This window comes from Limnohabitans sp. (assembly GCF_040401135.1).
In the GTDB taxonomy this organism is placed as follows: Bacteria; Pseudomonadota; Gammaproteobacteria; order Burkholderiales; family Burkholderiaceae_C; genus Limnohabitans.
The window spans coordinates 1-12115 of the sequence record NZ_JBBAOV010000051.1 but is presented as its reverse complement, the minus strand read 5'-3'; the positions used below and the strand labels follow the sequence as shown (position 1 = coordinate 12115).

The following is a 12115-nucleotide window of genomic DNA, read 5'->3' as shown; positions in this document are numbered from 1 at the left end:
CCAGGGACCTACGGATTAACAGTCCGGCGCTCTACCAACTGAGCTATCGAGGAATGTCGAAAATTATAGCTTACTTTTTAGTGATTCTTAGAGCCTGAACTGCACCGTGGCGCGAATGGTGCGGGGTGCGCCTGGGTACAGGTAGTAGTGTCCAAATTGCTTCGGCGATTCGCGCCAGTAACGCTTATCTTCAATGTTGTCGATGGCCAGTGTCCATGTGGAAGCCACGTTGTTGATCTTGGTGTCATAGTGCGTCGACGCATCCAACGTTGTCCAACTGGGCAGTTTGACGCGCTCATCTTCTGTGACGTTTCGCTCGCCCTCATGCGAAATGCGTAAACCTGTTCGCAAGCCGGGCATGCTGGCATAGCGGTATTCGACCATGCCACGTAATACAAATTTAGGCACGTTCAATGGCTTAGAGCCCGCGCTTTCGGGACTTAGTTGCATGCCAGACAATTTCGAATACATCCATTGTGTTTGCGTGCTCAGTTTCCACTGATTTTTCTGCCAGTTTGCGCCAATGTCCAAGCCCTGATGGGTTTGTGTGCCATCAATGTAACGTGTGCTGTAGTTGCCGCCATCAAACAAGTCGTGCGCATACGGGCGAGATATTTGAAAAACAGCGGCACTCCATTCCAATTTGTATTGCGCGTGCAAGTTGCGCAATCCGACTTCAGTTTGACGACTTCTTCCGATGCCTAGCTGTGCGCCAGCATTAGGACCATAGGCCGCAGTGTTGGGAGTTACAAATTGTTCAACTCCGTGGCCATGTGAAGCATAGGCTACGAGACCTTGTAATTGAGTGGATACAGCAATCCAAGGCACATTGATGCTGCCTTTGAACTGTTTGGCATTGGGGTATAAATCTGGGTACCCGAGGACTGGATCGGCGTGTTCGTTTTGCTCGCTACTTCTGCTGTAGTTGACGTGCCTTAGCCCTGTCCATAGTGAAGTGGCAGTTGAGAGATGCATTCGGTCTTTGATGCTGAACTCGGTGCTGTATTCGCTGCGATTGGTATTGGGCGTCACATAGCTAGGGCTGGGTGTACTTGTGAAGGGATTAAAAACTGAGGCTGTTGCGTTGTAGTTGTATGACTGCATCGGCGGCATGCGGTCGAGCTGACGTTGACGTGAGTACCCCAAAACCAAATCATGCTGCAAATTACCCAGTTTCAATTTCCCAGAGAGTTGGGTTTGGAATGCATCGGTCAATCGTCGTTCGTTTTCACTGCGAAAGTCATAGAGATCAAAGCTGCCATCAGCACAATATTGGCTGTAATCGCCTGCTGCGCTACAACCAAAGCCAAAAGCTAACCGGTCATCCGTTTTCAATCGTTGCGCACCATACTGTGTGGTCCAACTCCAGCCAGCATCAAGTTCTTGGCGCAAGCGTATAGATCCTGTCATAGCATCAAACACGCCAGGCTGACTCCAAGACTGACGCGTTAAATTCACACGCGGGTCGACAGGGGATGGCAGTATTCCACCTAGCAAGCTGTAGCCATTGATACCAATTTGCTCGCGGTGTGATTGCTCAAATTCAAAATCAACCACGGTTCCAGGCTTGAGCCGCCAATCCATGGCCAAGGCGAACAAGTTGCGTTGGCCTTTGGTGTTGCGAATGTAGGGGTTGAGGTCTTCGTGTGCAATGTTCAGGCGATAGCCGAACTCAGCCGTTTCACCAAAGCGCCCACCTAAATCGGCTGCCACCAAACCGTTGTTGCCTTGGCCGTAGCTCAGGGTGATGTTGCGAATCTGTTGCTCTGCGTTAGTCGGCGCACGCTTGACCACGTAGTTCACCAAGCCACCGGGCGAACTTGTACCCGCTTGAATGCCGCTGGTGCCTTTGAGTAACTCAATGCGCTCTTTGTTGTCCATGGGAATCATGGTTTCCGCACTGATGGGCAGGCCTTCACGGCGGTAGTTGTAGCGGTTGTCAAGGGTGAAACCGCGCACGCTCAAGATGTCCCAGTAAGCGGGCGAGTTATAGCTGTCACTTACTGATGCATCTAAGCGTAAAGCATCAGATACACGTTGCGCACCAATGTCTTGTAGCGTGGCGCTGGTGATGGTGGTCGTGGAGAAAGGCAGCTCTTGTGCCGATACATCACCAAACCCCGACACGCGTGCAGGCAGCTTGTCGGTGATGGTGATTTCTGTTGCGGTTTGCTGCGCCCAAGCGGACGCGCACGATGCGATGCACAGTGCAACGGCCGCATGAATGCGCGTTGCTTTTAAAAATGGCGAATGGTTTGCCATGACGTTTCCTTAAACGTTATGACAGGTCGGCTGACTTTGAAACGAGTGCGTACTCTTGTGAGTGAAGAGCCTCGTTGTAAGACCAAGCTTCCCTGCGCGAGGATTACCTCAATCAGGTTCAAAGGGACTTTCTCAGTCGAAGTCGGTGACGGCTTCAACACCCCTAGCGGATGCGTTATTGCTAACGCGATATGAATTTTAAACGAGCCCGAGGAGGCGGTGCAGTTCGGTCGACGTTGTCGTGTACTGCAGCAGGGTTTTTCGTGTGGGATGCACGATGGCCGCAGCACCAAAGGCGGCGAGGGTGGCCTCGTGAAAGCCACACAAGATCAGCTTTTTTTTGCCGGGGTAGCTGTTGATGTCGCCCACGGCAAAGATACCAGGCACATCGGTGGCAAAGGTTTCGGTGTTCACCACCAGTTGCTTGCGCTCTAGGGCTAGGCCCCAGTGGGCGATGGGGCCTAGCTTGGGCGATAGACCCAAGAACACCAACACATGTTGTGCAGGGCGCTCAATGGTTCGTCCATCGGGCGTGGCCACTTGTAAGGCGTGCAGATGCTGTGCATTGCTTAGCAAGGCAGTGGGTTGGCCAATTTGCAATTGCAGCTTGCCGCTGGCCACGGCATCGCGCATGGCTTGCAGCAGCAAGGGTTCGGCGGTAAATACATCGCGGCGGTGCATCAGCGTGACGCTGCGCGGCTGTTGAGACGGGGCTTGTGCTTCGAGCGTCAGTGTCAGCGCGGCTGCAATGGCAGACTCTTCGCCGCCCAAAACCACCACATCTTGACCCGCAAAACGAGATGCGTCGCCCAAGCGGTAATGCACATGCGTGCCTTCAAGTTCGGTCGCACCTTCGACGGCCAGCTTGCGCGCTTGAAACGCACCCACGCCTGCGGCGATGACCAACACCTTGCAAATGAAATGTTGACCCGCCGATGTGTTCACTGAAATGAACCCATCGTCTAAGCGAACCACTTGCGTCACCTCTTGATTAAGGTGAAAGCTTGGCGCAAAAGGTGTGACTTGGGCTTGCAACTGCGCCACCAACTCACGGCCCGTGCACAGCGGGATGCCGGGAATGTCATAAATAGGTTTGTCAGCGTAGAGCTCAACGCACTGGCCTCCGACATGTGGCAGTGCATCAATGATGTGGCTGCGAATGTCTTGCAGTCCAAGCTGAAAAGCCTGAAACAGGCCCACAGGGCCTGCGCCCACAATGACGGCGTCGGTGTGAATCGTCATGGAGCTGAGCGCGTTGTGCTTAGCGCTTGAGTTCGGCGAGTTTGCCGGTTTTGTCTTTCCACGCATCCGCATCAGCCATTGGCGTTTTGCGTTTGGTGATGCTTGGCCAGCCGATGAGCGATAGTTCGGCGTTGAGTTTGGTCATGTGCTCTTGGCCTTCTGGCACGTCTTCTTCAGCGTAGATTGCGTTCACTGGGCACTCGGGAATGCACACCGCACAGTCGATGCACTCGTCTGGGTCGATGGTGAGAAAGTTGGGACCTTCGCGGAAGCAGTCGACAGGACAAACGTCCACACAGTCGGTGTACTTACATTGGATACAGGCTTCGGTGACTACGTGCGTCATGTCTATTCAATCAATGAGGAAAGAGGGGCTCCAGCCGAATGCGCTGGTTGCGAGCTAGTAATTTTAAACGGCTTGAGCGGTGGACTAGGCGGGTGCTCAGTTCACCAACACTGCGCCCGAGGTTTTGTGCGTGGCGGTATCCACTAGCACTAGCGCGCCCAAGATACGCGACTGCGTGAAAGGCAGCGTCACCAAAGGCTCTTGCAGGGCCAAAGTGACGTGGCCAATGGCGTTGGGGGCCAACTCTGTAGCTTCCTCCTCGGCCAAGCTGTTCACGTTTAAGCGGTGCACCACGCGTTGCACTTTGGCTTTTACCCAGCGGTGGCCGTGCAAAGCCCAATACACACGGCCTGCTACCAAGGGTTCGTCGTCCATCCATGCAATGGTGGTGTTGAGCTGGCGTTGGCCTTCTGGGCTGCCTTCGCAGGCTAGCAACCAGTCGCCACGCGACACGTCCACTTCACGGTCCAATACGATGCCGGCGCTGTGGCCGGCGGCTTTGTTTTGTGGCTCGCGTGTGGCTGACAACACTTGCGACACCACAGCGGTTTGCCCGCTAGGAAACACTTGGATGGTTTGGCCCGGCTCGATGGCGCCCGTGGCCACACGACCCCAGAACACGCGGCGGCCTTGGGTGGTGACGCCTGAGTCGTGAAATTTTTCCACCCACTGAACGGGGAAGCTAAAGGCCACTTCAGTTTCTGCGGGTGTGTTGGGCAACTTTTCTAAGATGCTCAGCAGGCTTAGGCCCGTGTAGCCGCACCAGTCGGGTTGCTCATTGTTTTCGGTGGTCACCACGTTCCAGCCTTTGAGGGCGGACACGGGCACCATGGCCGTGATGCTGATGCCTGCTTCTTGTGCAAATTTACGCAAGGCCGCGCCGATGTTTTGGTAGGCGAGCGTTGGGTTTTCCACCGCGTCAAGTTTGTTGATAGCAAACACAACAGAAGGCACGCGAAGCAGGTTGACCAACAGCGAATGACGGCGGGTTTGCGGCAGCAGTTCGAGCGCTGGGTTTTTCCAATCCAGCTTGATAGCGTCGACCAACACCACAGCAGCGTCAGCGCTGGAAGCGGCAGTCACCATGTTGCGGGTGTATTGCTCGTGGCCGGGTGCATCACCAATGATGAACTTGCGGGATTCGGTGTTGAAGTAGCGGTAGGCCACGTCGATGGTGATGCCCTGTTCGCGCTCTGCGCTCAGGCCGTCGGTCAACAAAGCGAGGTCCGTGTATTGACCATTTTGGTCAGAACGTTGCACGCCCGCCAAGTGGTCTTGCAGCACGGCTTTGGTATCGACCAGCAGTCTGCCAATCAGCGTGCTTTTGCCGTCGTCCACCGAGCCGCAAGTGATGAATTTAAGTGCGTTCATTAGAAATACCCGTCTTTTTTGCGCTTCTCCATTGAAGCCTCAGATGTTTTGTCGTCCATGCGCGTCGCGCCGCGCTCGCTCACGTCGGCGGCCAAAGTTTCGATCACGATTTGTTCAGGTGTTGCCGCTGTGCTCTCGACTGGGCAGGTGCATGTGATGTCGCCCACGGTGCGGAAGCGCACGTCACGCAACACCACTTCTTCGCCGTCTTTCGGTGGGGTCAGTTCAGTCACAGGCACCAACAGGCCGCGGCGGTCCACCACTTCGCGTTTGTGCGTGTAGTAAATAGAAGGGAGTGCGATTTTTTCGCGGGCGATGTATTGCCACACGTCCAACTCGGTCCAGTTAGAAATGGGGAACACGCGAAAGTGTTCGCCTGGCTGCAATTTGTGGTTGAACAAGGTCCATAGTTCAGGCCGTTGGGCCTTGGGTTGCCATTGGCCGAAGCTGTCGCGGTGGCTAAAGATACGTTCTTTGGCACGTGCTTTTTCTTCGTCGCGGCGGGCCCCGCCGATGAGGGCGTCGAACCGGAATTCTTCAATGGCTTCGAGCAAGGTGACCGATTGGTGCACGTTGCGGCTCTCACTGGGGTGTGCCAAGCGCACAGTGCCTTTTTTCATCGATTCTTCGACGCTGCGCACGATCAACTCGGCACCCAGTTCTTTGGCGCGCGCGTCGCGAAAGTCTGTCACTTCCTTAAAGTTGTGGCCTGTGTCGATCATCAACAGTGGGTAGGGAATGCGGCCACTGCCAAAAGCCTTCTCTGCGCACTTGAGCATAACCAGCGAATCTTTGCCGCCCGAAAACAAAAGAGTGGGGCGCTCAAAAGCAGCGGCCACTTCGCGCAAGATAAAGATGGTTTCCTCCTCTAGCGCGTCAAGGTGGGTGTTGCTTAAATGGTGCAACTCGGTTTGGGTCATAGCGTTCATAGATTTCTCAGTTTTATTTTTATTTCTTCACGTGCAAACCGCACTCTTTTGCGGCTTCGTCTTCCCACCACCAGCGGCCAGCGCGAAACTCTTCACCCATGGCGATGGCGCGCGTGCAAGGCGCGCAGCCCACGCTGGGGAAAAACTGGTCGTGCAGTGGGTTGTAGTCCACGTTGTGGGTGGCGATGTAGTGCCACACATCGCCCCAAGTCCACTTGGCCAAGGGGTTGAATTTACTGATGTTCTTGGTGGCTACTTCACTGTCGTCTTGCAGCGGCACATCGGCGCGAGCGTTAGATTGTTCTTGGCGCAAGCCAGTGATCCAAGCGCGTTGGTCTTTGAGGGCGCGAGCGAGTGGCTCCATCTTCCGAATGCCGCAGCAGGTTTTGCGCAGCTCAATGCTTTTGTACATCGCATCTTGTCCTTGCGTGCGTACAAACTGGATGACCGATTCATGTGCTGGGCGATACACGTGGATGGGTGCGTGTGAGGTGGCTTCGGTGCGTTCAAGCAGAGCCAAAGTTTCGGTGTGCAGAGCGCCGGTGTCGAGAACGAACACAGGAATGCCCAGCTTCAGGCTGTTGATGAGATGCGTGATGATCACGTCTTCTGCACCCAGGCTAGAGGCTTGTGTGACCGGTGAAAACTCAGTTGCGGCGCGTTGCAGCAGGGCTTGAGTTTCAGCCAGATTAGCGGCGAAGTTGTCGCTGGCGTGGGCGTTTAGTGTGGTGGCTTTGGATGTGCCGCCCGACAAAAGAAAAGAGGAAGCGCTCATGCGTGTTTAAGCCAAGTCCGCAAAGTGTGGTGTGGCATGCAGAGCATCGCCTTGATAAAAACTTTTGTAGTGGCCCAGCAGGGTGGCGCCGTGTGCCGCGTCTTGGTCGTCGCGTAGCACCGCGCTAGAAAACCCGCTGCGTTGCATTTGCAGCAGTTGGTCTATCAGCACATCGCCATGTGCGCGGATATCGCCGCTAAAGCCACGTCGGCGCAGCACAAAGGCTTGGCTAAAAGCGCGACCGTCGGTGAACTTGGGAAAGTTCAAATCGATGCGCTCCAAGCCCTCAAGGTCCAAGGTTTGCACGTCTACATCGTTGGCCAAGGCGCGCGCATTGTGGCCATTGCTTGTGTGTTGGGTAATGATTTGCAGGCTCATAGTTCTTCTCGTATCAGTTCAGTCTCAAGCAGCGCGTGCGGTGGCGTTGCGTGCGGAGTTGGCTGCAGCTTTAAACACATCAAAGCCCACGCGGTTCAACGTGCGTGCAAAGGTTTCGTGGCCTTCGCGTTTGTCGCGATAGGTGTCTAGTACGGCTTCCACCACATCCACCACTTCGGTGGCGGCAAATGAGGGGCCCACCACTTTGCCTGCTTTGGAGGGGCCGCTTAAGAATGAGCCGTCCGAGCCGCCAAGGGTGACTTGGTACCACTCTTGGCCGTCTTTATCTACGCCCAAAATGCCGATGTGGCCGCTGTGGTGGTGGCCGCATGAGTTGATGCATCCGCTGATGTGCAAGTCAATCTCACCCAAGTCAAACAACTCGTCGAGGTCTTGGTAGCGCTCAGTGATGGCTGCTGCGATGGGCAGCGAACGGGCGTTGGCCAAAGCACAGTAGTCGCCGCCGGGGCAGGCGATCATGTCGGTCAACAAGTGGACGTTGGCGCGCGCAAAGCCTGCTGCTTTGGCGGCTTGGTACAAGTCGGCCAGTTGGTCGATGCGCACCCAAGGCAGCACCAAGTTTTGGTCGTGGTTCACGCGCACTTCGCTGGCACTGTATTTTTCGGCCAAATCAGCGGCAATGGCCAATTGGTCAGCGGTGGCATCGCCTGGGGCTTGACCCAAACGCTTGAACGACAAGGTCACCACGCGCAGGCCGGGGTTTTGGTGGCTGGTCACGTTTTGTTGTAACCAACGGGTGAATTCTTTGTCGGCGCGGGCTTGGGCTACCAAGGCTTGTTCGGCGGCTTCTTGGGCTTCGTCAGACACGACATCCACGGGCGGTAGCACAAAGCAGGCGCTCACGCGGTCAAGCTCGACTTGAGGGATGGTGTGGTGTGCACCGTTTTCTAGGATGCGGTCAAACTCTTCATTGACTTCGTCAAAGTAGCGTTGGCCTTCGGCCTTGACCAAAATTTTGATACGCGCTTTGTAGATGTTGTCGCGACGGCCCCAGCCGTTGTAGACGCGCACCACTGCTTCGAGGTAGTTGATGATTTGGTTCCATGGCAAGAACTCACGAATCACCGTGCCGATGATGGGCGTGCGGCCCATGCCACCGCCCACGAAAATTTTGAAGCCCACATTGCCTTCGTCATCGCGCAGCAAGCGCAGGCCAATGTCGTGCCATTCAATGGCAGCGCGGTCTTCTGTTGCGCCGGAGATGGCGATTTTAAATTTGCGAGGTAGGTAAGCGAACTCAGGATGCAAAGTGCTCCACTGGCGCAGCACTTCGGCGTAGGGGCGTGGGTCGACGTCTTCGTCCACTGCAATGCCCGCACGTTCGTCGCTGGTGATGTTGCGAATGCAGTTGCCGCTGGTCTGAATGCCGTGCAGGTTGACGCTGGCCAACAGCTCCATCACGTCAGCACTTTTGTCTAACGGAATCCAATTGAACTGCACGTTTTGGCGGGTGGTGAAGTGTCCGTAGTTGGTGGTGAGCTTGGGTGCATGAATAGGGCTTGAGGACGTGCCGTCAATCTTGTCTTGCGTGCTTTGTGCGCGCTCAATCAGTTCAGCCGAGGGCGTGTCGTAGTCGCGAGCGATTTGCGCCAACACGCGCAGCTGCGCGCTGTTGAGCTCGCCGTAAGGCACAGCCACGCGCAGCATGGGTGCATAGCGCTGGATGTACCAGCCGTTTTGCAAGCGCAAGGGGCGGAAATCGTCGTCGGCTAATTTGCCAGCCAAGTTGCGGGTGAGTTGGTCGCGGTACTGCGCAGCGCGGGCTTTGACAAACTCGGAATCGAAGGCGGTGTATTGATACATCTAAGAACTCAAACGAAAAAATTAAGCAAAAACCAACTTGCTGCCAGCCCATGCCAGCAACACAGAAAGAATGGAACGAATCACGCGCTCAGGTGTTTTGTGCATCAAACGTGAACCCAGCCAGATGCCGGGCAACGAGCCCGTCAGTAGCAAGCCCAACAAGGACCAATCGACGGAACCCAACGAGGCGTGGCCCAAGCCCGCCACCATTGTCAGAGGAACGGCATACGCAATGTCGGCTGCCACGATGCGCGACAGAGGCAGTTGTGGATACAGGATCATAAGCACCGTCACGCCAATGGCTCCTGCGCCCACGGATGTGAGTGTCACCAAGATGCCGATGGCCGCGCCAAACAACACGGGCAGGGCCCAATGGCGAGGCTGTGTGGCTTCAAACAGGTTTTCTTCGGCGAGTACCATAGGGGCTTGCTTGCCGCGAATCACCTTGAACAGCATGGCACTGGCGGTGAGCAGCAAGGCCACGCCAAGAGTGAGCGTCATTACTTTTTGTACCGCGGGGTCCGACGGGCCCATGTTGTGCAACACCCAAAGCGTGACACCCGCAGCGGGAATACTGCCTGCGCATAAGGCAATGACCACACGCCACGGCACGATGCGCTGACGCGCAAAGCTGAATGTGCCTCCCGCCTTGGTGAAGGCGGCAAATAGCAGGTCAGTGCCCACGGCCATGTAAGGCTTGACGCCAAAGAAGAAAATCAAAATTGGCGTCATCAGTGAACCGCCGCCCACGCCTGTTAAACCGACAACTAAGCCCACAAAGAAGCCAGCGAATACGAAACCAAAATCTTGCATGGCATGGACTGTAGGTGGTCTTTATGCCAAAACAAACGATTTGTTTGTTCTACATATATGCCAATTTGGAATAAGGCTTTTTCAGCAGTGCGGGGCGTAAGCAAAGCGCTGGGACGGCTGGACTAAAGTGGCGTGGATAATATTGGCTGAAGCCCGTATTTTTTCACCCCATCCAAATAAAGATTGAGACCGAGCAATGGCTGCTGAAAATTCGAAAATTGTTTACACCCTGACTGATGAAGCCCCTTTGTTGGCGACGGCTTCGTTCTTGCCCATCATTCGCACCTTTGCCGCGCCTGCTGGCATTGACATTGTGTCTAGTGATATTTCTGTGGCAGCGCGCATCTTGGGTGAATTTTCGGATTTGCTTCCGCCTGAGCAACGCGTCACTAACAACTTGGCAGAGTTGGGCAAGCTGACATTCAAGCCAGAAGCCAACATCATCAAGCTGCCTAACATCAGTGCTTCGGTGGGCCAGTTGGCTGACGCCATTCAAGAGTTGCAGTCCAAGGGCTATGCGCTACCTGACTATCCAGCAAATGCCAAAACCGATGAAGAAAAGGCGCTCAAGGCGCGTTACGCCAAGTGCACTGGCTCTGCGGTCAACCCCGTTTTGCGCGAAGGCAACTCTGATCGCCGCGCACCTCGCGCCGTGAAAGAGTTCGCTCGCAAGAACCCACACAGCATGGCCGAGTGGAGCCAGGCTTCGCGTTCACATGTCTCGCACATGCACGCTGGCGATTTCTACCACGGCGAAAAGTCCATGACGATGGACCGTCCCCGTGAGGTGAAGATGGAGTTGATCACCAAGAGCGGCAAGACCATTATTTTGAAACCCAAAGTCGCCTTGCTCGACCGTGAAGTCGTCGACAGCATGTTCATGAGCAAGAAAGCCTTGCTCGAGTTCTATGAAAAAGAGATTGAAGACGCACACCAAACCGGTGTGATGTTCTCTCTGCACGTCAAGGCCACCATGATGAAGGTGTCGCACCCAATCGTGTTCGGTCACTGCGTGAAGATTTTTTACAAAGAAGCTTTTGCCAAGCACGATGCCTTGTTCAAAGATTTGGGCGTCAACGTGAACAACGGCATGGCCGATCTGTTTAACAAGATCTCCGCGCTGCCGCAGTCCAAGCAAGATGAAATCAACCGTGATCTGCACGCTTGCCATGAAGGCCGTCCTGAATTGGCCATGGTCGATTCGGCCAAGGGCATTACCAACTTTCATTCACCCAACGATGTGATCGTGGATGCGTCCATGCCTGCCATGATCCGCAACGGCGGCAAGATGTGGGGTGCTGACGGTCGCCTGAAAGACGTCAAGGCTGTGATGCCCGAATCCACTTTTGCGCGTATTTACCAAGAGATCATCAACTTTTGCAAATGGCATGGTGCGTTCGATCCCAAGACCATGGGCACGGTGCCCAACGTGGGCTTGATGGCGCAACAAGCCGAAGAATACGGTTCACACGACAAGACGTTTGAAATTTCTGAAGACGGCGTGGCCAACATCACGGACCTCAACACGGGTGAAGTCTTGTTGAGCGAAAACGTAGAAGTCGGCGACATCTGGCGCATGTGTCAGTGCAAGGACGCTGCGATCCGCGACTGGGTCAAACTGGCCGTCACGCGAGCGCGCAACTCTGGCATGCCCGTGGTGTTCTGGCTTGACCAGTACCGCCCGCACGAAGCGCAGTTGATCACCAAGGTCAAGATGTACCTGCACGAGCACAACACAGCCGGCCTGGAAATTCAGATCATGAGCCAAGTGCGTGCCATGCGTTACACCCTGGAGCGCGTGGTGCGCGGCCTAGACACCATCAGCGCCACTGGCAATATCTTGCGCGATTACCTGACTGACTTGTTCCCCATTATGGAATTGGGTACCTCGGCCAAGATGTTGTCGGTAGTGCCTTTGATGGCCGGTGGCGGTATGTATGAAACCGGTGCAGGCGGCTCTGCACCCAAGCACGTGCAACAGCTGGTTGAGGAAAACCACTTGCGCTGGGATTCTCTGGGTGAGTTTTTGGCGCTGGCGGTTAGTTTTGAAGATCTGGGCCTGAAGACGGGCAACGCCAAGGCCACCGTGTTGGCTAAAACCTTAGATGCAGCTACAGGCAAATTGCTCGATAACAACAAGAACCCATCGCCTAAAACAGGCCAGCTTGACAACCG

At 55.2% G+C, this 12115-nt stretch carries 10 protein-coding genes and 1 riboswitch; of the genes, 1 reads left to right on the top strand and 9 read right to left on the bottom strand.

The genetic code is table 11. From position 1 onward, the window contains the following. Positions 1-87: 87 nt before the first annotated feature. From ABWP81_RS11190 to ABWP81_RS11150, 9 genes are all read right to left on the bottom strand, one after another. Positions 88-2262, bottom strand: a complete 2175-nt coding sequence (locus ABWP81_RS11190) for a TonB-dependent siderophore receptor (RefSeq protein ID WP_353141816.1) — start codon at positions 2260-2262, stop codon at positions 88-90. A gap of 72 nt (positions 2263-2334) precedes the next feature. Continuing rightward, positions 2335-2437: riboswitch (TPP riboswitch) on the bottom strand. Positions 2438-2460: 23 nt separating this feature from the next. Continuing rightward, the gene (locus ABWP81_RS11185; RefSeq protein WP_353136507.1) at positions 2461-3504 is read right to left on the bottom strand and encodes an NAD(P)/FAD-dependent oxidoreductase; all 1044 of its coding nucleotides are present in this window, start codon (positions 3502-3504) and stop codon (positions 2461-2463) included. Between the two features lie 19 nt (positions 3505-3523). Continuing rightward, a complete protein-coding gene (gene fdxA, locus ABWP81_RS11180; protein WP_333844563.1) occupies positions 3524-3850 on the bottom strand; it encodes a ferredoxin FdxA in 327 nt (108 codons plus the stop codon). A 96-nt stretch (positions 3851-3946) separates the two neighbouring features. Next, positions 3947-5221, bottom strand: coding sequence for a sulfate adenylyltransferase subunit 1 (locus ABWP81_RS11175; protein WP_353141814.1), 1275 nt, complete (start codon positions 5219-5221; stop codon positions 3947-3949). Then, positions 5221-6150: a sulfate adenylyltransferase subunit CysD gene (gene cysD / locus ABWP81_RS11170; protein WP_353141812.1), complete on the bottom strand. Its 930-nt coding sequence runs from the start codon at positions 6148-6150 to the stop codon at positions 5221-5223. The genes ABWP81_RS11175 and cysD overlap by 1 nt, the downstream gene beginning before the upstream one ends. A gap of 19 nt (positions 6151-6169) precedes the next feature. After that, on the bottom strand, positions 6170-6925 hold the full coding sequence (locus tag ABWP81_RS11165; RefSeq protein WP_353141810.1) for a phosphoadenylyl-sulfate reductase: 756 nt from the start codon (positions 6923-6925) through the stop codon (positions 6170-6172). 6 nt (positions 6926-6931) lie between these two features. Further along, positions 6932-7303, bottom strand: coding sequence for a DUF934 domain-containing protein (locus ABWP81_RS11160; RefSeq protein WP_353141808.1), 372 nt, complete (start codon positions 7301-7303; stop codon positions 6932-6934). Positions 7304-7327: 24 nt separating this feature from the next. Next, complete coding sequence (locus ABWP81_RS11155) at positions 7328-9127, bottom strand: nitrite/sulfite reductase (protein WP_353141806.1); 1800 nt, start codon at positions 9125-9127, stop codon at positions 7328-7330. 21 nt (positions 9128-9148) lie between these two features. Then, on the bottom strand, positions 9149-9940 hold the full coding sequence (locus ABWP81_RS11150) for a sulfite exporter TauE/SafE family protein (RefSeq protein ID WP_353141804.1): 792 nt from the start codon (positions 9938-9940) through the stop codon (positions 9149-9151). A 196-nt stretch (positions 9941-10136) separates the two neighbouring features. On the opposite strand from ABWP81_RS11150, the gene ABWP81_RS11145 reads away from it, so the two are divergent. Beyond that, the coding region (locus ABWP81_RS11145) for an NADP-dependent isocitrate dehydrogenase (RefSeq protein ID WP_353141802.1) at positions 10137-12115 on the top strand (1979 nt) is incomplete at its 3' end.